The organism is Pseudomonas sp. LBUM1640 (assembly GCF_059716225.1).
Window position 1 is genome coordinate 2536623 of the sequence record NZ_CP166816.1, and the last position, 18612, is coordinate 2555234.

General features: G+C 61.8%; 18 protein-coding genes. 7 read left to right on the forward strand and 11 right to left on the reverse strand.

What is annotated here, in order from left to right:
* The first annotated feature begins 14 nt into the window (after positions 1–14).
* Complete coding sequence (gene ycaC / locus ACA065_RS11490; protein WP_128590381.1) at positions 15–632, forward strand: isochorismate family cysteine hydrolase YcaC; 618 nt, start codon at positions 15–17, stop codon at positions 630–632.
* A gap of 166 nt (positions 633–798) precedes the next feature.
* Positions 799–1686: a LysR family transcriptional regulator gene (locus tag ACA065_RS11495; RefSeq protein WP_497694603.1), complete on the forward strand. Its 888-nt coding sequence runs from the start codon at positions 799–801 to the stop codon at positions 1684–1686.
* A 131-nt stretch (positions 1687–1817) separates the two neighbouring features.
* On the opposite strand, the gene ACA065_RS11500 is transcribed toward ACA065_RS11495, so the two are convergent.
* From ACA065_RS11500 to ACA065_RS11530, 7 genes are all read right to left on the reverse strand, one after another.
* A complete protein-coding gene (locus ACA065_RS11500; RefSeq protein WP_497694604.1) occupies positions 1818–2765 on the reverse strand; it encodes a D-isomer specific 2-hydroxyacid dehydrogenase family protein in 948 nt (315 codons plus the stop codon).
* A 13-nt stretch (positions 2766–2778) separates the two neighbouring features.
* Positions 2779–3945, reverse strand: coding sequence for an acyl-CoA dehydrogenase family protein (locus tag ACA065_RS11505; RefSeq protein WP_497694605.1), 1167 nt, complete (start codon positions 3943–3945; stop codon positions 2779–2781).
* Positions 3946–4070: 125 nt separating this feature from the next.
* Positions 4071–4196: a hypothetical protein gene (locus tag ACA065_RS11510; protein WP_497694606.1), complete on the reverse strand. Its 126-nt coding sequence runs from the start codon at positions 4194–4196 to the stop codon at positions 4071–4073.
* The gene (locus tag ACA065_RS11515) at positions 4193–5557 is read right to left on the reverse strand and encodes an LLM class flavin-dependent oxidoreductase (RefSeq protein WP_497694607.1); all 1365 of its coding nucleotides are present in this window, start codon (positions 5555–5557) and stop codon (positions 4193–4195) included. Before ACA065_RS11515 ends, ACA065_RS11510 begins: the two co-directional genes overlap by 4 nt.
* Before the next feature lie 14 nt (positions 5558–5571).
* On the reverse strand, positions 5572–6546 hold the full coding sequence (locus ACA065_RS11520; RefSeq protein ID WP_497694608.1) for an ABC transporter substrate-binding protein: 975 nt from the start codon (positions 6544–6546) through the stop codon (positions 5572–5574).
* Between the two features lie 99 nt (positions 6547–6645).
* Entirely contained in the window at positions 6646–8229 is a 1584-nt protein-coding gene (locus tag ACA065_RS11525; protein WP_497694609.1) for a rhodanese-related sulfurtransferase, read from the reverse strand.
* A complete protein-coding gene (locus tag ACA065_RS11530; RefSeq protein WP_497694610.1) occupies positions 8226–8837 on the reverse strand; it encodes a cysteine dioxygenase family protein in 612 nt (203 codons plus the stop codon). Before ACA065_RS11530 ends, ACA065_RS11525 begins: the two co-directional genes overlap by 4 nt.
* 211 nt (positions 8838–9048) lie before the next feature.
* On the opposite strand from ACA065_RS11530, the gene ACA065_RS11535 reads away from it, so the two are divergent.
* Together ACA065_RS11535 and ACA065_RS11540 are read left to right on the forward strand one after the other, a co-directional pair.
* A complete protein-coding gene (locus ACA065_RS11535; RefSeq protein WP_177019188.1) occupies positions 9049–9954 on the forward strand; it encodes a LysR family transcriptional regulator in 906 nt (301 codons plus the stop codon).
* Between the two features lie 147 nt (positions 9955–10101).
* A complete protein-coding gene (locus ACA065_RS11540; protein ID WP_497694611.1) occupies positions 10102–10896 on the forward strand; it encodes a class II aldolase/adducin family protein in 795 nt (264 codons plus the stop codon).
* 1028 nt (positions 10897–11924) lie between these two features.
* On the opposite strand, the gene ACA065_RS11545 is transcribed toward ACA065_RS11540, so the two are convergent.
* From ACA065_RS11545 to ACA065_RS11555, 3 genes are all read right to left on the reverse strand, one after another.
* Positions 11925–13007 (reverse strand): LLM class flavin-dependent oxidoreductase, encoded by a 1083-nt coding sequence (locus tag ACA065_RS11545; RefSeq protein WP_497694612.1) that lies wholly within the window; start codon positions 13005–13007, stop codon positions 11925–11927.
* A 177-nt stretch (positions 13008–13184) separates the two neighbouring features.
* The gene (locus ACA065_RS11550; protein WP_497694613.1) at positions 13185–14489 is read right to left on the reverse strand and encodes an ATP-binding protein; all 1305 of its coding nucleotides are present in this window, start codon (positions 14487–14489) and stop codon (positions 13185–13187) included.
* The gene (locus tag ACA065_RS11555) at positions 14486–15226 is read right to left on the reverse strand and encodes a response regulator (protein WP_159955481.1); all 741 of its coding nucleotides are present in this window, start codon (positions 15224–15226) and stop codon (positions 14486–14488) included. The genes ACA065_RS11550 and ACA065_RS11555 overlap by 4 nt, the downstream gene beginning before the upstream one ends.
* Before the next feature lie 157 nt (positions 15227–15383).
* On the opposite strand from ACA065_RS11555, the gene ACA065_RS11560 reads away from it, so the two are divergent.
* Complete coding sequence (locus ACA065_RS11560; RefSeq protein WP_497694614.1) at positions 15384–15515, forward strand: hypothetical protein; 132 nt, start codon at positions 15384–15386, stop codon at positions 15513–15515.
* 4 nt (positions 15516–15519) lie between these two features.
* On the opposite strand, the gene ACA065_RS11565 is transcribed toward ACA065_RS11560, so the two are convergent.
* Positions 15520–16929: an aminotransferase-like domain-containing protein gene (locus tag ACA065_RS11565; RefSeq protein ID WP_497694615.1), complete on the reverse strand. Its 1410-nt coding sequence runs from the start codon at positions 16927–16929 to the stop codon at positions 15520–15522.
* Positions 16930–17067: 138 nt separating this feature from the next.
* On the opposite strand from ACA065_RS11565, the gene ACA065_RS11570 reads away from it, so the two are divergent.
* Positions 17068–17892, forward strand: a complete 825-nt coding sequence (locus tag ACA065_RS11570; RefSeq protein ID WP_497694616.1) for a sugar phosphate isomerase/epimerase family protein — start codon at positions 17068–17070, stop codon at positions 17890–17892.
* Positions 17893–17903: 11 nt separating this feature from the next.
* Entirely contained in the window at positions 17904–18536 is a 633-nt protein-coding gene (locus tag ACA065_RS11575; protein ID WP_497694617.1) for a LysE family translocator, read from the forward strand.
* Positions 18537–18612: the final 76 nt, after the last annotated feature.

The following is an 18612-nucleotide window of genomic DNA, read 5'->3' on the forward strand; positions in this document are numbered from 1 at the left end:
AAAGGAGCTTCACCATGACTTACAAACGCTTGAACAAAGACGACGCCGTGGTGCTGTTGGTGGATCACCAAACCGGTTTGATCTCGCTGGTGCAGGATTTCTCGCCCAACGAATTCAAGAACAACGTGCTGGCGCTGGCTGATGTAGCCAAGTTCTTCAAGCTGCCGACCATCCTCACCACCAGCTTTGAAACCGGCCCCAACGGCCCACTGGTGCCGGAGCTTAAAGAGCTGTTCCCGGACGCGCCGTACATCCCGCGCCCAGGCCAGATCAACGCCTGGGACAACGAAGACTTCGTCAAGGCAGTGAAAGCCACCGGCCGCAAGCAATTGATCATTGCCGGTGTGGTCACCGACGTGTGTGTGACCTTCCCGACCCTGGCTGCGCTGGCTGAAGGTTTTGAAGTGTTTGTGGTCACCGATGCTTCCGGCACTTTCAACGAGGCCGTGCAACGCGCTTCGTGGGCGCGCATGAGCGCGGCCGGTGCACACTTGGTGAACTGGTTCTCGGTGGCCTGCGAGCTGCAGATCGACTGGCGCAACGACATGGAAGGCCTGGCCAACCTGCTGTCGCCGCGCATTCCCAACTACCGCAACCTGATGAACAGCTACTCGGCGTTTACGGCTAAGTAACCCCCACCCGATCCGATCGTTCCCACGCTCCGCGTGGGAATGCCTCCTGTGACGCTGCGCGTCAGCTCACACAAGTCGCAAGCGGGACGCAGAGCGTGGGAACGATCGGTTGTGATGTGGCGACAGACCCGCTATAAAGCCGCTAAATGTCCACCGAGAAGTGACAATGAACCCCTTTGAAGACATGCGCCTGTTCTGCCAGGTCATGGAGTCTGGCAGCTTCACCGCTGCCGCCGAGCAACTGGGGCTGTCCAAGCAGTTCGTCAGCCGCCGCCTGATCCAGTTGGAAGATCGCCTGGGCGTGCGCCTGCTTAACCGCTCCACGCGCCGCCTGGACGTCACGCCGCTCGGCCAGAGTTACTACGAATCCGCTTTGCGCCTGCTCGGTGACGTCGAGCAAGTGGAGCAGGGCATCGCCGGCCAGAACAGCGAGCCGCGCGGCACCATCCGCCTCAGCGCGCCATTGTCGTTTGCCATGGCCCACTTGGGCTGCCTGTTGCCTTCGTTCCTGCAACGCCACCCGCACGTGTCGGTAGAAGTCGACCTCAGCGACCGTCCGGTGGATTTGATCGGCGAAGGTTACGACCTGGTGTTACGCATCGGCACCCTTGAAGACTCCACCTTGATCGCGCGGCGTATCGCCAGCGTTGAGCGCGTGTATTGCGCCAGCCCCGCGTACCTGGCCCAGCGCGGCACGCCGCTTAAACCCGAAGACCTGGCCCACCACGACTGCCTGCCCTACGGCCACGGCCGCCAAGTGCAATGGCGTTTCCAGACCAAGGGCAAGCTGCACGCGGTGAATGTCAGCGGGCGCATGCGCGTGAATAACGGCGAGTTGTTGCGCGACACAGCGATTGCCGGGCTGGGCGTCACGTACCTGCCGACGTTTATCGTCGCTGAGGCGTTGAAAGATGGGCGCCTGGTCACGCTTCTGGAAGACTTCGCCCCGGAAGCCCTGACGCTGTCGGCCGTGTATCCTCAGCACCGACAAAGCTCACGGCCGGTGCAGGCGCTGGTGGAATTCTTGCGTGAACGCCTGGCGGGTGGTTGCTAAATCACTGACACCACACAGAACAACTGTGGGAGCGGGCTTGCTCGCGAATGCGATGCATCAGTTACAAATAAGCTGACTGATCCACCGCCTTCGCGAGCAAGCCCGCTCCCACATTTTGATTGATGTGCGGCTCAGAGATCGACGAGGTTGGCCAGCTCCGAACCGTCCACATACCGCTGCAAATTCGCCAGGAACGTATCGGCAATCTCCTCTTTGCTGTTAGTCGAAATCGCCGAGGTATGCGGCGACAACCTTACCCGCGGATGGCTGTACAACGGATGCCCATCCGGCAGCGGTTCCGGCTCGGTCACATCCAGGGAGGCCAGCCCGATCTGCCCGTTGTCCAGCGCCTCCAACAACGCCTCTTGATCCAGCAAACCACCGCGCGCAATGTTGATCAGGTGCAACCCCGGCTTGGCGCTGCCGAGCACATCGCGGTTAACGATATGCCGCGTGCGCTCGGTCAGTGGCGCCGCCAGCACCAGATGGTCGGCGCGGGCGAACAGGTCGTGAATATCCCGAGCGGCTTCTACGCCGTCCACTTCAAAAGATGCAGGGCTTTGGCGCAACGCGACCACGTTGATGCCGAGTGCCAAGGCCTTTTGCGCAAGGCTTTTACCAATCGCACCAAAGCCGAGAATGCCCAGGGTGGTGCCCTTGAGGGGGCGCAGTGCGGTGAAATTCCACTGGGCATCCTTCACCCAGATATCCGGCAAATGCTTGGAGGCGGCAAAGATCGCCGCCAGGGCGAACTCGGCGAGGTTATCGGCGGCACTGCCGCGCGAGGTGGTAACCGGTGGGCCGTTGAACAGCCATTGCGGGTAGAAGTCGATGCCCGACGAGACCAGATGCACCCACTGCGCACCATACGGCCAGCCGGGCGGCGGGGTGACCGGTGCGGTGTAGCCACGCACGTTGATCGGGCGCAGCAGCAGGATATTGGCCTGGGGCGGCAGGTCACTCGGCACACCGACAGGCACGCCGATCACCTGGGCTTCGGGATGAATCGAGGCGAGGCGTTCGCGGATCACTGCGTTGTAATCTTCGTCCAGCTGGCTGGCAATAATCACCTGACTCATGAGCGCTCCTTATTCATTTTGGGCCACGTTGGGCGAACACAGCTTTGCCGACGCCTTGCAGTACGGCGTCGTTTTGTGGGGTATGCACGCGACTGCACAGCACGTCGCGGTAGTGGCGTTGCAGCGGGCTGTGGCGTGACAGGCCAGGGTTGCCCGAGGCTTCGATGGCCAATTCGACCGCGCGGATCGCGTTGCCGGTCACCAGGTACTTCAACTGCGCGGCATTTGCGGCAGGCGTGTGGCCCTCAGCGGCGGCATCCAGCAGGCTGCGGTTGGCAAACAGCAGCGTGTCGATATGGCCGACGGTTTCCTGAAAGCGCGGCAAGGTCGACAGGGTTGCGCCGAGATTGGACGGCTTGCGCTCTGCCAGCCAGTTCACCAGCCAGTCGCGTGCGGCTTGGGCCACGGCGTCATACACCGACGACAGCAGCACCGACATCCACACAAAACCATCACCATCGAGCTCCGGCTGTGGCGCGCTCCACGGGCTGACGCTGACGGCGTGGTCCAGCGGCACCAGCACGTTGTCGAGCACCACCTCATGGCTGCACGTGGCGCGCATGCCGAGGTGGTCCCAGGTGTCGATGATGCTCACGCCGGGGCTGTCCTTGCGCACCAGCCAGGCGCCCACCAACGGGTCGGCGTCATCACTGCGCGCCCACACGCTGAACCAGCTCAGGCCGTGGCTGCCAGTGGAGTAAATCTTGCGCCCGCTGAGGCGCCAGCCCTCGGCGGTGCGCACGGCGGTGGTCGCCGGCAGGCCGCCACGGGCTGGCGTGCCCAGATCGGGTTCGACGCGCAAGGCGTTGATCAGCGCGCCGTTGCGCACCGCATCTGCGGCGACTTGCACGCGCAGGTGTTGTGGCCAGGTCTTGCTGTCTTGCAGGCGCGTGTGTTGCAGGTACTGCATCACCAGGATCAGCGCGGTGGACGGCTCGCCCTTGGCAATCGCGCTGATTGCCTTGCGCGCCAGGGGCAGGCTCGCACCGCCGCCGCCCAGGGCCTTGGGCACGGTGAGGGCGACCAGGCCGTGGTCATGCAGCAGCTTGAAATTCTCGTGGGGGAAGGCGCCGCTGTCGTCGTACAGGTGCGCGGTGCTCGCCAGCTCAACGCTGAGGCGTTCGAGCAAGGCGTCGAAGTTGGCGACTTCCACGGAGCGTAAGGAAGGTTGGGACGTCATGAGAATGTACTCGGTCAAAAATGTGGGAGCGGGCTTGCTCGCGAAAGCGGTGTGTCAGGAGACATATTCATTAACTGAGCCACCGTATTCGCGAGCAAGCCCGCTCCCACATGGGAATTGTGGGCTTAGATGGCCAGTCGCACAGGCTGTTGGCCCAATAACCGCTCCACCACCCGCAACGCCGCCGGCGCCCCGGTAGCCACACGGTCGGCATGCAGCTCGGCCAACGGACGGTTGAGGGGTTCGCTCATGCCAGCGCCTCCTGGGGTTCTTCGACATCGGCACCGACGCTGTAGCGGTTGGCGGGCACCTCCAGGCCGAGGTTGTCGCGCAGCGTGTGGCCGCTGTACTCGGTACGGAACAGGCCGCGCTCTTGCAGCACCGGCACCACCAATTCGGTGAAGTACTGCAAGCCATCGGGCAGCACCGAATTGATGATGAAACCATCGCTGGCGCCGGTCTCGAACCAGGTCTGGATGGCATCGGCGACTTGTTCGGCGGTGCCGACGAAATCACGCTTGGGCCGTGAGAAACGCAGGGCGACTTCGCGCAGGGTCAGGCCTTCGTCCTTGGCCAGTTGCTTGATGCGCTCGGAGCCGCCTTTCTGGCTGTTGGCACCCAGGTCGCCGAGCTCCGGGAACGGCGCGTCAAGTGGGTACTTGCTGAAGTCGTGGTCATTGAACGGGCGGCCGAGGGCGACAATCGCGTCCTCCACGGTGACCAGGTCCACGGCCTGTTGATAGCGGCTTTCCACCTCGGCCGCATCCCGCCCGACAATCGGGCGGATGCCCGGCAGGATCGACAGGCTGGCGGGGTCGCGGCCAAAACCTTGGGCGCGGCGCTTCAAGTCAGCGGTGTAGGCCTTGCCTTCGTCGATCGTTTCAACGTGCACGAAAATCGCATCGGAGTGCTCGGCGGCAAAGTTGCGTCCATCCTCCGACGTGCCCGCTTGAAAAATCGCCGGCTGGCCCTGGCGCGAGCGCGCGATGTTCAGCGGGCCTTTGACCGAGAAGAACTCGCCTTTGTGGTTCAGCGCGTGCAGCTTGCCCGGGGTGAAAAACTCGCCGCTTTGTTTGTTGTAGGCAAAGGCGTCGTCTTCCCAGGAGTCCCACAGGCCCTTGACCACGTTCAGGTGTTCCTTGGCGATGCGGTAGCGCACGGCATGCGGTGGGTGCTCGGCCTTGCCGAAGTTATCGGCGGTGCCGCTGAGCCATGAGGTGACCACGTTCCAACCGGCGCGGCCGCCGCTGATATGGTCCAGGGAAGCGAACTGGCGTGCCACCTGGTAGGGCTCGGTGTAGCTGACCGTCACCGTGGCGACCAGGCCGATGTGGGTGGTCAACGCGGCGAGGGCCGAGAGAATCGTCAGTGGTTCAAAACGGTTGAGGTAATGCGGGCTGGATTTGGCGTGGATATGCAGGCTGTCGGCGATGAACACGAAGTCGAATTTGGCGCCTTCGGCCAGCTCAGTCTGCTGCTTGTAGAAACCAAAATGGGTGCTGGCATTCGGTTGCGCCTGCGGGTGGCGCCATTCGCCCCAGCCGTGACCGACGCCGTGAACCATGGCACCTAGCTTCAAATGGCGTGGCTTCAATTGACCTGGCTTGCTCATGTGCTGCTCCTTGCTTAGCGCGATGCTTGGGAAGTGGGGAAACGGCTGGCGTTAAAGCTCTTGTCGAAGCCCTGCGACACGTCGATGTGGTTGGGCAGCAGGCCTTCTTTCTGATAGGTGTCGGCCGTGGCTTGCAGGCCGCTGATCACGCTGTCGTCGATCACGACGGGGCTCAAATGGGTGTCTTTGGCCACCTCGATGTGCACCGCCAACGGCAGGCCGGTGATTTTCGATTGGGCGGCGGCGTATTCATTGGGGTGCGTGTTGGCCCACGCATAAGCGCGATCGACGCGGGCGACAAAGTCGTCCAGCTGTACGCGTTTTTCGCTGATGGCCTGGTCTGTGGCGGCGAAGTACAGGTGGTTGCTCAGCAGATGGTTGCCACTGACCAGAACCCTGGCCTGGCTTTGAGAGGTGACGACCGTGGTGTAAGGGTCCCATGTGGCCCAGGCGTCGACAGTGCCGTTATCCAGCACCAGGCGGGATTCGGCGGGCAGCAGAAAAATGAACTGCACATCGTTGGTCGTCAGTCCCGCGCTGGCCAGAGCCTTGATCGCCAGGTAATGACCGATGGAGCCACGCCCGGTGACGATTTTTTTGCCCTTGAGATCGGCCACGTTTTTGATCGGTGAATCCTTGGGCACCACCAGGGCGGTGGTGTTGCGCCCTTCGGCGTGGATGATGCTGACCACCTTGAGCGAGGCGCCGGCACCCAGAGCAAACACATACGGCGCATCACCGAGCGCACCGACATCCACGGCGCCGGCATTCAAGGCTTCGCCCAGCGGCGAGGCGGAAGGGAACTCCGACCACTGGATTTCGTAAGGCACATTGTTGGTTTCGCCGCTGGCTTGCAGCAGTGCCTTGATCGTCGATTTTTGGTTGGCCACCCGCAGCGGTTGCAGGTCGGCGGCCTGGGCGGTGGTGATCAGGCCAAAGGCGAGGGCGGCGCCCAGCATCAGGCGTTTGAACGCAGTGGTAAAAACCATGAGTTATAGATTCCAGGCAAAGTAAAAAGGTGTGGTTTACCTCCGCCTGGAAAGGGGTCGGTGAGGCCCGCCCCGGTCCGGGGCAGGCGTGCAGGTGAATCAGATCACATAGAAACCATGGGTGCCGTCGCGGGCCAGTTGCTTGACCAGGCCGAACTCCCAATCCAGGTAAGCCTGCATGGCTTCCTTGGGGCTGTCGGTGCCTTCGTACGGTCGGCGGTAGCGGTCGATACGCGGCGAAGCCAAGTGGGTTTCACCGGCTTGCAACGGCAGTTGCTCGGCGATCCAGTGGGTGGTGCCGCCTTGCAGCAGGAACACCGGCTTGCCGGTCAGCGCCTCGACGTCGGCCACCGCCAGGCGTGCCAGCTGGCTGGTGCCGCACGTCAGCACATAACGTTCGGCGGGCGGCACTTTGGTCAGCGCCTGCGGCAATTGCGCGCGCAAGACCCAGTGGGCGCCGGGGATGTGGCGCTTGACGTAATTGACGCTCGGGGTGAAATCCAGCACGGCGGTGTCGCCGTGGGTGAGCCACTCTGCCAGGGTGTGCGGGCTGATCAGTTCGGCTTGCGGCGGCGCCGGAACCGGCGCGACCCAGGCGCCTGTTTCGCTGAAGTGCGCGAGTTGCAGGCCGTCCAGCACCTGCACGTCCCAGCCCAGCTGTGCGAGCCAGGAGGCAGACATATTGGCGCGCACGCCGTCATCATCCGCCAGCACCAGGCGCGCGCCGCGCACGCTGGCGACGTGGTCGGTTTCCTGCACCAACTGGCCGCCCGGTGTGGAGCGTGCGCCGGGCACATGGCCGGCTTCGAATTCTTCCGGGGTGCGCACATCGAACAGGTAAGTGGTGCGCGTGGTTTCCTGCTGCCAGCGTTGCAGGTCGGCCAGGGTGGCGCGGCCGACGCGGGCTTTGTCGGCAACACGGCGAGCGTCCTGGGCGGCGATCTGGCGATGTGCTTCAGAGGTTGGCGCAAAGCGGCGCGACTGGCCATGGGCGAGTGTCTGCCCGGCCAGGGTCCAGCCGATAGTGCCGTTACGCAGCGCCGACACCGGGTTGGCGATGCCAGAGTTGATCAGCGATTGAGTGCCAATAATGCTGCGCGTGCGCCCGGCGCAGTTGACGATAATGCGCGTGGCCGGGTCCGGCGCCAGTTCACGGGCGCGCAGCACCAGCTCGGCACCGGGCACGCTGATGCCGGTAGGAATGCTCATGGTCTGGTATTCGTCGAAGCGGCGCGCGTCGAGCACCACCACGTCGGCCTGGCTGTCGAGCAGGGCCTGCACTTCTTCGGCGGCCAGGGACGGCGTATGACGCTCGCTCTCAACCAACTCGCCAAAGGCTTTGCTCGGCACGTTGACGTCGATAAACAACTCGCCACCGGCTTCGCGCCAACCGTTCAACCCACCTTCAAGCAGGCTGACTTGGGAGTAGCCCAGCGCAACCAGGCGCTCGGCGGCACGCGCGGCCAGCCCCTCGCCATTATCGTAAACGGTGACCTGGGTATCGCGGCGCGGAATGCGTGCGTACGCCTCAAGCTCCAATTTGGACAGCGGGATATTCGCAGCGAACAGCGGGTGGGACTCGGCAAACGGCGCTTCTTCGCGCACGTCGATCAGGGCGACTTCTTCACGGTCCAACAGGGCCTGGCGAATCTGGGCAAAGCTGCGGTTCGATACGGTGGTCATAGGGCAGGGCTCTTTTCTTTGGACAAATCCCAGATGTTCGGGAGGTAGGCGTTGGAATAACCGGAAATAAACAGTTTCTCACTGCCGTCGGGTTGATACACCGCGCGGCGCACGGCACCGATATTGGCGCCGTACACATGAATACTGATCGACACCTGGTCACTGTGGGCATTGCTGACCTGATGAATGTCGCCGACTTTGGGCGACACGGCCTCGACCTGACCCGGCAGCAACTGAATCGGCTTGCCTTCGGCGATCAGGCTGCCGTCGGGCGCGCGCTCAAAGCCTTGGGAAAACTCCGAACCGCGCAGCATGCCGATCAGGCCCCACACGCGGTGGTCATGAATCGGCGTGCTTTGCCCCGGCCCCCACACGAAACTGACGATGCTGAAGCGCTGGCGCGAATCGGCATGCAGCAAGAATTGCTGGTAGCGCTCGGGGTCGGGTTGGGCGTATTCGTCGGGGAGCCAGTCATCATGACTGACCAGTTGCGCCAACAGCTTGCCGCCACGGTGCAGCAGGTCGCCTTCACGTGGGTTGCCGTCGATCAATTCCGCCAGGGCGCCAATAAAGGCTCGGAGTCTCTCGGGGTGTCGGGCCTGGGTCATGGCAATTCCATCGTTCTGTTGATGGGTTTATATAAGCATAATGTTTATAGTTAATATGCTATTTTTTAATGATTAGCTTATAGCCGAAGGTAATTTAGGCCCGTTCTGCATAGCGTTATACGTTATCGATCGCAGCCCGGGCTATCCAGCCAGCGTTCCGGCAACTATGCTTCACACACATCTTAATGACTGTTCTCTATGTGCGGCCCAAATGAAAATTGACGATATCGATGCCTTTGTCGAAGTGATTCGTTGCCAGTCCATCAGCCATGCCGCCGAGTCGTTGCAATTGACCCAGCCGGCCATCACCCGCCGCGTGCAGAACTTCGAGCAGGCGCTGGGTGTGGAACTGTTCGACCGCAATACCAAGCCCCTGAAGCCTACGCTGATCGGCACCCGGGTTTATGAACAATGCCGGCTGATCCTGCGTGAAATGGATGCCCTGCGCGAACTGGTGGCAACCGATGCGCCGCCCACCGGCGTGTTGCGCCTGGGCGTGCCGCAGACCATCGGCGATGTGGTGCTGCTGGATGCGCTCAAGCACCTGCGCACCGAATACGCCGACCTGCGCGCCCAGGTCGCCACCGGCTGGGGCAGCCAACTGGTCGGCAAGATCGAGCGCGGCGAGCTGGACGCGGCGGCAGCGCTGTTTCCGGCGGGCAAGATTTTTCCCGATAACATCGTCGGCGAGTCCATCGGCAAGATGGAACTGGTGGTGGTGTGCGCCAAGGCGCAGTTGCCGAAGAAGCCGTGCAAGCTGGCGGATGTGTACCAGAACGGCTGGATTCTCAACCCGGATGGCTGCGGTTTCCGTGCGGGTTTGCAGCGTACGTTGTCCGATCAGGGTTTGGCGCTGCGGGTGAACCTGGAAACCTTCGGCACGGAGTTGCAGTTGGGTTTGGTGGCAGACGGTCTGGGTTTGGGCCTGGTGCCACGGCCATTACTGGAACGCAGCGCTCACCGTGATCAACTGGCGGTCATGCCGCTCAAGGATTTCAAGCCGGTGATGGATTTGTGGCTGATCTATCCGCATTTTCTCGGCAACCTGCAAGGGCCGGTGGATGCGTTTGGCAAGTTGGTGGCGGCGTCGTTGCACAAAATCCGCAACGCCGCCTGATCCCTGTTGATGCTCGTTCCTACGCTCTGCGTGGGAACTATCATAAAAAAATATAATAATTAGCTTAGATTAAAATGTGCTTTTTAATATTTTTTTGCATCCCATAGGCTGACTGGAAGTCCTTAAGGCCATCCAGGAAGTTTTGCCATGAGCAGCGTCACCTCGATCTCCAGCGTCTCCAGCAATGTTCGCCAGCGCGTCACGCCAGAAGAGTGGGAGGTGCGCGTCAAACTGGCCGCGGCCTATCGGCTGGCAGCGTTGTACAAGTGGACCGATCACATCTACACGCACTTCTCCGCCCGTGTGCCGGGGCCGGACGAGCATTTCCTGATCAATGCCTTTGGGTTGTTGTTCGATGAGATCAGTGCGTCCAACCTGGTCAAGGTCGACCTCGATGGCACCATCGTCGATGACCCTACGGGGTTGGGTATCAACTACGCCGGCTATGTGATTCACAGTGCCATTCACGGCGCTCGCCACGACCTGCAAGCGGTGCTGCACACTCACACCCGAGACGGTATTGCGGTGTCGGCGCAGAAGGATGGCTTGTTGCCGATTTCCCAGCATTCCATCGCGTTCTCCGGGCGTGTGGCTTACCACGGTTATGAAGGCGTGGCGCTGGACCTGGATGAGCGTGAGCGGTTGGTGGCGGACCTCGGCGATAAGAGTGTGATGATTTTGCGTAACCATGGGTTGTTGACGGCGGGCGTCAGTGTGGAGCATGCCTTTCAGCAGCTGCAGGGGCTGGAGCGTGCGTGCACTATCCAGGTGGCGGCGCAGGTGGGGGGGAATGCGCAGTTGATCTTTCCACCGGTGGAGGTGGTGGCCAAGGTTGAAGAGCAGGCCAAGGTGTTCAGCAATGGGGCTGGGCCGGGGGTGGCGCGGCATTGGAATGCGTTGATTCGCCAGCTTGAGCGGGCTGATACCGAGTATAAGAACTGATCTTGGGGTTAGGTAGATTTGAGTACATATCCGTTGCTGCGGTAACGGCCACTTAGGGTTCCGCTCTTACAGCGGGTCACTTTTGGCAAACGCCCCAAAAGTAACCAAAAGGTCTTTGCCCCACCACTCGGTGCCTCGCTTAGGCTCGGCATGCCCGCACTCCGGCCCGTTTCCGCGGGTCGCCGCGATGGGCCATCCCTGGCCCAGCGCGGCTAAACCGGCATCCCTGCCGGTTTACCCGCTCCACCGTGCCTACTTGCGGCCATCGTGGTTAACGGGGCCTGTCAGATCAAGATCAAAATCTACAGCACGGCGGCCTAGTAGCCGACCTGAGTGGTTGAAGCAAAAGCAGGGCAACAGCACAGCAAAAACAGGGCAAAGGCAGATCTGCTTTTCTGTGGGAGCTGGCTTGCCTGCGATGCAGACACCTCGGTACATCAGGTACACCGAGTTGATGCCTTCGCAGGCAAGCCAGCTCCCACCTTTGACCGAGTACACACATCTACCTGATGTACTGAGCTCAAAATGTGGGAGCGGGCTTGCTCGCGAATGCGGTGGGTCAGTTACAAATAAGCTGACTGACACACCGCATTCGCGAGCAAGCCCGCTCCCACAATTAGACCGAGAACAGCTTCAGTAAACAGGTCGGCTGTCAGGCCGCCTCGAGTTTGCTTTTGATCTAACCACTCAGGTCGGCTACTAGGCCGCCGTGCTGTAGATCTTGATCTTGATTTTGATCTTAGGCGCCCCGTCAACCACGCTGGCCGAACGCAGGCTTTGGAGCGGGGGTAAACCGGCAGGACGCCGGTTTAGCCGCGCTGGGCCAAGGATGGCCCATCGCGGCGGCCCCCGCTCCAAAGCCGGAGTGCGGGCACACCGAGCCTAGGCGAGGTGCCGAGTGGTGGGGCAAGAGCCTTTTGGTTACTTTTGGGCTCTTTTCAAAAGTGACCCGCTGTAAGAGCGGAACCAATCCAAGCCATCACCCAAACAACGGATATGTACCCAGCACCCCCGCAACCAAGCCAAACTCAAGCCACTTGCTTAGCCTGTTCACGCTCAGCAACCCGTTGCCGCGTCAGCGGAATCAACTTCTTGCCATAGTCAATCGCATCATTAAGCGGATCAAACCCTCGAATCAAAAATGTACTGATCCCCAAATCGTAATAATCTAACAACGCCTCCGCGACTTGCTCAGCTGTACCCACCAATGAGGTGGAATTGCCTTGCGCGCCCAATAACCCTGCAATCCCCGTCCACAACCGCTTATCCAGCCGCGACCCTTGCGCCGCCGCCGCCAACAACCGGCGCGAGCCTTCGTTCGGCGGTTCACGCCGCACAAACCCATTCTTTTCAGCCAACGCCGTCGCCTGCTGCAGGATCGTCTCAGCACGCGCCCACGCCAGTTCCTCGGTCTCGGCCAGGATTGGCCGCAACGACAAACTGAAGCGAATCGTACGCCCATGCTTGGCCGCCTCGGCCCGCACCTGGGTCACAATGTCGCGCACTTGCTCATAGGTTTCCCCCCACAGCGCATACACATCGGCATGCTTGCCCGCCACCGCAATCGCCGCCGCTGAAGAACCACCGAAGTACAACGGAATATGCGGCTGTTGCGGCGACTTCACCGTCGAGTGCGCGCCTTCTACCTGGTAGTAGGTGCCTGAGAAATCGAAGGGTTTCTCGCTGGTCCATTCCTGGCGTACCACGCTGAGGTATTCGTCGGTGCGTGCGTAGCGTTCGTCCTTGCCGATGTGGCTGCCATCGGCGCGCAGTTCGCGGTCATCGCCGCCAGTGATGATGTGCACGGCCGTGCGCCCGCCGTTGAAGACGTCCAGGGTGCTGAACTGGCGCGCAGCCAGCGTAGGCTGCGCAAAACCCGGGCGATGGGCGATCAGTAACTGCAGCTTTTGGGTGACGCTGGCCGCATGCGAGGCGATCAGTGTGCTGTCCGGGCTGTTGGAGTGGAAGGCCACCAGGGCGCGGTCGAAACCGGCCTCTTCGTGGGCGCGGGCCACGGTTTCGACGTAGTCCGGTTGCAGGGTGGGGCCGCTGCGCGGGTAAATCTCGGAAGCGTGATGGCCGCCGATATAGCCGATGAATTCAATGCTCATGGTCAGTCCTTGTCAGGTACGGGGTTCAACACCTCCTCCGGGCGTGGGGTCGGTCACTCGGGTCAAAAGTAAGGGGACTGGCCGAGTCTGTAAAATGCCTGTTGGTTCTAACCTAAGTATTAAAAAAGTGAATTATTTTAAGATCAATATATTAGCAATACGCATGAAGTGACGGCGCTACAGGCTCAGCCGAATCTCGGCACATAAGCCTCCCTCGGCGCGGTTGCTCAACGTCAGTGAACCGCCGACCGCCACCGCCAATTGCTGCGCAATCGCCAAGCCCAGCCCGGTGCCGCCGGTGCCGCGATTGCGTGAGCTTTCCACCCGATAAAACGGCTGCATGACCTGCACCAGTTCGTCCTCGGCAATCCCCGGCCCACGGTCGAGCACCTTGATCGACAGCTGCCCGGCTGTCGTCGAGCCGACTTCCAGCTGCGCACTGCCGGCGAATTTCAGCGCATTGTCGACCAGGTTCACCAGCACCCGGCGCAGGGCGTGGGGGCGGGTGTCCAGCACCACCGAGCTTTTACCGGTGAGGCTGACCTGCTTGTGCATGTCCTGATAGTCAAACACCAGGCTGTCGAGAAAGGCGTCGAGGTTGATGCGGTGGCTGGCTTCGGTAGCCCCGTGCACGCTGCGCGCATAGGCCACGCCTTCGCGCACCAGGTGTTCCATTTCGCCCAGGTCACTCCAGAGTTTGTCGCGCTCGGCGCAGTCCTCCATGAACTCGGCGCGCAGCTTCATGCGGGTAATCGGTGTTTGCAGGTCGTGGGAAATGGCCGCCAGGATCTGCATGCGCTCCTTGAGGTATTCGGCGATGCGTTGTTGCATTTGATTGAACGCCGCCGCGGCATGCGCGACTTCGGTGGGGCCGTGTTCGTCCAGCGGCGTGGGGTGGGCGTTAGGGTCGAGGGTTTCCACGGCGCGGGCCAGCCGGGTCAACGGGCGAATCGCCAGGCGTACCGCCAGCCAGGTGCAGCCCAGCAACAGCGCCAACTGCAGGGTCAGCACCACCGGCAACCAATACGCCACGGGCACAGCGGCGGGGCGCACGTCGATGGTGATCGGGTTGCCGTCAGCCAGGGTCAAGTGCGCCTGGAAGTGCTTCTGCAGGCCGGGAATGTCGCGAAAGTTCAGCACGTACTGCTCGCCCAGCGCGTCCGCAATCGAGGTGGCGGCCATCGGCATGTCATCACGGCTCATCGGCTCGCCGGCCTCGCCGGCACTGAGCAGGTAGTGATAATTTTGGCGGTCGATACGCGGCAGCCAACTGGCACGCTCGTTGGCGGGCAGGCGGTCGAGGATTGCCACCGAGGTGGACACGTCGTTCTCCAGGTTGCCAAGCATCGCCGTGCGCGCGCTGATGTAACGCTCGTAGAACTGCGCGCTGAATGACAACCCATGGGCGCAGACCAGGCTGATCAGGAAGATCAGCGACAACTGCGACGCCAGCGTGCGTGGCCAGCCCAAGCGCCACTTCATTGCTCGGCCCCGAGGATTTCCACGGCCAGGGAGAACACATAACCCTCGCTGCGCACGGTCTTGATATAGGCCGGTTCGCGGGCGTCATCCAGCAGGCGTTGGCGCAAGCGACTGACCAGCAAGTCGATGGAACGGTCGAACAGGTCCGCGTCACGGCCCTGTGTCAGGTTGAGCAATTGATCGCGGTTGAGCACGCGCTGCGGGTGATCGAGGAACACCCGCAACAGGCGATATTCGGCGCCGCTCAAGGCCACCAGTGTGTCGTCTTCGTCGAGCAGATGGCGGGCGGTGGTGTCCAGGCGCCAGCGCCCAAAACGAATCAACCGCCCGGTTTCACTCACCACCAGGTTCGGCGGCAGCATGCGCGTGCGGCGCAGCACGGCGTTGATGCGCGCCAGCAATTCGCGGGCGGCGAAGGGTTTGACCAGGTAATCGTCGGCGCCCATTTCGAGGCCGATGATGCGGTCGGTTTCATCGTTGCGCGCGGTGAGCATCAGCACTGGCGTGGCCTTGTGCTTGCCCACCCGCAGCTCGCGGCACAGCTGCAAACCATCGTCGCCGGGCATCATGATGTCCAGCACGATCAGGTCAACCGGCGTGGTGTCCAGGAAGCTGCGCATCTGGCGACCATCGGCGACCACCGTGGTGCGCATGCCGTTTTTCTTCAGGTAATTGCCCACCAGCTCGCGGATCTCGCGGTCGTCATCGACGATCAGGATATGGTCGACATGATCCATGCTGCGTTCCTCGTTAAATGCTCATGGGCCGCAGTCTAGCCATCGACGCAGGCTTTGCCTTGTGCCCTTTGTATTGCAGTGTATCTGGCGGTAACGAGATACACAGCGAAGCAAAAAAGCCGACGGGCCAGCGCCCGGCGTCCTTCATCCTCACGCGATGGGCGGTGACGTTCGCCATGTGATCCTCAAAGTACTGCTGCCCGAAGCGTTGCCGGCGCTGGTGGCCGGGGTGACGTTGACGCTGGGCCTGGGCGATCGCTGTGTGAGGTCACTGGCGCATCGTCGATAAACGCTTAACTTGCCAAGGCCTTGAGCAGCAACGCCTCGAACACGCGCTGCACCTGCGCCTCATCACTGTGGGCCACATTGAAACGCATCGAATTGAGGTGCGCCGGGTCGTAGCCGAACAACGCGCCCGGCGCCAACACCAGGCTGTGTTGCAACGCCTCCTGGGCCAGCAACTCACCGTTCACGCCCGGCGGCAGGTGCGCCCAGATAAACATCCCGCCTTCATACGCCATCGGCAGCTCGCAGCCGCAACGTTTCAGCCATTGCTCAACGCGCCCGCCGGCTTCCATCAGCCGCTGCACCATGCGTTTGCGATGCTTGGCATAGCTGCCTTCGCTGAGCATGCGGTAGACGATCTGCTCGAACAGCTCCGAGGTCACGCCGCCGCTCATCAACTTCATATTGGTCAGGTTCGCCGCCAGTTGTGGCGCGGCCACCACATAGCTGACGCGGGTGTTGGCGCTGAGGATCTTGGAGAACCCCGACAGGTAGGTGACCTGGTCCAGGCCGGCGAGGGCGGCCAGGCGTGGTGGCGGGTTGGGGTGCAGGTCGCCGTAGAGGTCGTCCTCGATGATATGGCAGTGGTATTGCTGGGTCAGTTGCAGCAGGCGAAACGCCTGGCCGGGGCTGAAAGAGTGGCCGGTGGGGTTATGCAGCACGCTGGTGGTCAGGTACAGGCTGGGGCGGTGTTCGGCCAGCAGTTGTTCGAGGGCGGCGAAGTCAAAGCCGTCGGGGCGCCGCTGGACAGTCACCACCTTGACGCCATGCAGGGCCAGGTTGGCGTGGAAGTTGAAGTAGCACGGTGCGTCCAGCAGCACGGTGTCGCCGGGGCGCGCGAGCAAGCGCATGAGCATGTCCAGGCCTTGCACGGTGTTGGGCGTGGTGATGATTTGCTCCACCGGCACCGCCAGCCCTTCGGCGTGCAGCTTCTGTTGCAGGGCCTGGCGCAATGGCAATAGCCCGGCTGGCGTGCCCAGCCCGGCGATGCGCAACGACGGCGCGCGCACCACGCTGCGCATGGCTTGGCGGATGGCTTCGCTGTTCAGCCAATCTTCCGGCAAGTGGCCACTGCCGGGGCGCAGCTCGCCGCTGGCGGTGACCAAGGGGCGGCGCAACACGCTGAGCAAGTCTTGGGGTAACAGGTCGACCCAGGTCACCGACGCGGGGCGGGCGGTGTCCATCGCCACAAAGTAGCCGCGACCTTGGCTTGAGGTCAGCAGGTTGCGCCCGCGCAGGCGGTCCAGCGCCTCATTGAGGGTGAATTTGCTGACGCCCAGGGTCTGGGTCAATGCACGCACCGAAGGCAGCTTGCTGCCGGGCGCCCATTCACCATTCTCGATGGCCTGGCTGAACGCTTCGACAATCTGCTGGACCTTGGGCGTGCCTTGCACAAACGCGATGGCGGAAACAAACATAGACCTTCCTGGCATTTTTTTCAGTGATTTCACCGGTCATTTTTACCGGTAAAGTTAGGCCGAATTAGGCATTACTTTACCTGCCCTGTGCAAGGCTGGCGCTCTAGACTGCGCGCCACCAACGACACGGATCACGCCATGCCAAACCCACAGCTCAACCCCAGCGTGCCGTTCTGTACCGGCCTGGTCCAACAGAAATACCTGGGGGCGGAAAAAGGCCTGCAAAGCGCCATTGAAAGTGGCTGCACCCACTGGTACATCCACGGCAGCCTGTTGGGCGAAAGGGTCGAGGACTGGACCGATGCGCGCATCGCCGGCCTGCAGGAGCAGAGTGCAGCCAGCGGCGTTCAGCCGATATTCCACAGCAACTTCAAGGCGCCGCTGGGCAGCGATGTCGGTGCTTTCCGCACGGCGGCGGTGGAGTACGTGGAAAAAGAGATCGATATTGCCAGCCGTTTGGGTGCGCCGTTGATCATCCATGGCGGCTGCATCGTCGGGCCGCAAAGGGTGCAGGAGGCCAAGCAGGTTGCCCTGGCGTATTACCTCAAATCGGTGCAGGCGCTGGCGCAGTATGCGCAGGCCAACGGTACGGATATCTACCTGGAGAGCCTGTCCCACTATGTCAACTACCGGATATTCACCGACGAAGCGCAATTCGCCGCTGTGTTCGAGCACCTGCACGCGCACCGCAACGTGTACTGCTTGCTCGACGCGGGCAACGCCCACCTCGATAACGGCTTGTCGGCGCAGGTGGTGCGCAAGTACCACGCGCTGATCAAGGGTATTTGCTTCAGCGACAACACTGGTGTGCAAGGCGCTGGCAATGGCGACTACGCCGATGTGGTGCAGGCTATCGTCGACACCCACTGGAAGGGCCTGGTGGCATTTGAAACCGCTCACCAGAGCGCGAAGGCCGCCCTGGCTGAGCTGGCCCGTTCCTTCGCTGTTGCTTCTTCCAACTGAGGTCTGGGCCCATGACAAGTGCGTTAACACTTTCTTCGTTTCTCTACTTTCTGCTGTTTTGCGCCACCATGACCTTCAGCCCCGGCCCGATGACCCTGCTGCTGTTGAGCCTGGGCTTGAAGGACGGCTTGCGCCGCTCGATCCCGGCGCAGGTCGGCGCCAGTGTGTCGTACCTGATTTCGATCCTGATCTTTGCCGTGGGCTTTGCACAATTGATCAAAGGCAACCTCGCCATTACCCAGACCCTCCAGTGTGTGGGCGTGGCCTACATCCTTTATCTGGCCTACAAACAGTGGACCAGCAGCGGCGTGTCGATCAACCAGGGCGGTGCTGTGGAAGGTTCGCGCAGCCTGTTCGGCAAAGGCCTGTTGACCGGGTTTTCCAACCCCAAGACCATCATCCTGTTCAGCGCCGTATTCCCACAGTTTGCCGGGGGCGGGGAGCACACTTCGGCGGTGGATATCGCCATCCTCGGGCTGACATTTCTGGCGCTGCAATTTGCCAGCGGTTGCCTGTACTGCTATTTCGGCCAGCGCATCAAGCACGTGCTTGAAAACCCCAGGCGTCGGGTGTTGTTGCAGCGGGTGACGGCATTGTTGTTGCTGGGTGTAGCGTTGATGTTGGCGCGCGGTTTTTCGCACTGATGCCCTTTAGATCGGGCTTATGAGCGGTAGTGGCGCATTGCCGTTACCCTGATAGACTCCAGGCATTCATCCAGGA

Excerpts from the sequence above, each read along its gene's own strand:
- ycaC (WP_128590381.1), top strand. The coding sequence starts at position 15 with ATGACTTACAAACGCTTGAACAAAGACGACGCCGTGGTGCTGTTGGTG.
- ACA065_RS11495 (WP_497694603.1), top strand. The coding sequence starts at position 799 with ATGAACCCCTTTGAAGACATGCGCCTGTTCTGCCAGGTCATGGAGTCT.
- ACA065_RS11500 (WP_497694604.1), bottom strand. The coding sequence starts at position 2,765 with ATGAGTCAGGTGATTATTGCCAGCCAGCTGGACGAAGATTACAACGCA.
- ACA065_RS11505 (WP_497694605.1), bottom strand. The coding sequence starts at position 3,945 with ATGACGTCCCAACCTTCCTTACGCTCCGTGGAAGTCGCCAACTTCGAC.
- ACA065_RS11510 (WP_497694606.1), bottom strand. The coding sequence starts at position 4,196 with ATGAGCGAACCCCTCAACCGTCCGTTGGCCGAGCTGCATGCCGACCGT.
- ACA065_RS11515 (WP_497694607.1), bottom strand. The coding sequence starts at position 5,557 with ATGAGCAAGCCAGGTCAATTGAAGCCACGCCATTTGAAGCTAGGTGCC.
- ACA065_RS11520 (WP_497694608.1), bottom strand. The coding sequence starts at position 6,546 with ATGGTTTTTACCACTGCGTTCAAACGCCTGATGCTGGGCGCCGCCCTC.
- ACA065_RS11525 (WP_497694609.1), bottom strand. The coding sequence starts at position 8,229 with ATGACCACCGTATCGAACCGCAGCTTTGCCCAGATTCGCCAGGCCCTG.
- ACA065_RS11530 (WP_497694610.1), bottom strand. The coding sequence starts at position 8,837 with ATGACCCAGGCCCGACACCCCGAGAGACTCCGAGCCTTTATTGGCGCC.
- ACA065_RS11535 (WP_177019188.1), top strand. The coding sequence starts at position 9,049 with ATGAAAATTGACGATATCGATGCCTTTGTCGAAGTGATTCGTTGCCAG.
- ACA065_RS11540 (WP_497694611.1), top strand. The coding sequence starts at position 10,102 with ATGAGCAGCGTCACCTCGATCTCCAGCGTCTCCAGCAATGTTCGCCAG.
- ACA065_RS11545 (WP_497694612.1), bottom strand. The coding sequence starts at position 13,007 with ATGAGCATTGAATTCATCGGCTATATCGGCGGCCATCACGCTTCCGAG.
- ACA065_RS11550 (WP_497694613.1), bottom strand. The coding sequence starts at position 14,489 with ATGAAGTGGCGCTTGGGCTGGCCACGCACGCTGGCGTCGCAGTTGTCG.
- ACA065_RS11555 (WP_159955481.1), bottom strand. The coding sequence starts at position 15,226 with ATGGATCATGTCGACCATATCCTGATCGTCGATGACGACCGCGAGATC.
- ACA065_RS11560 (WP_497694614.1), top strand. The coding sequence starts at position 15,384 with ATGGGCGGTGACGTTCGCCATGTGATCCTCAAAGTACTGCTGCCCGAA.
- ACA065_RS11565 (WP_497694615.1), bottom strand. The coding sequence starts at position 16,929 with ATGTTTGTTTCCGCCATCGCGTTTGTGCAAGGCACGCCCAAGGTCCAG.
- ACA065_RS11570 (WP_497694616.1), top strand. The coding sequence starts at position 17,068 with ATGCCAAACCCACAGCTCAACCCCAGCGTGCCGTTCTGTACCGGCCTG.
- ACA065_RS11575 (WP_497694617.1), top strand. The coding sequence starts at position 17,904 with ATGACAAGTGCGTTAACACTTTCTTCGTTTCTCTACTTTCTGCTGTTT.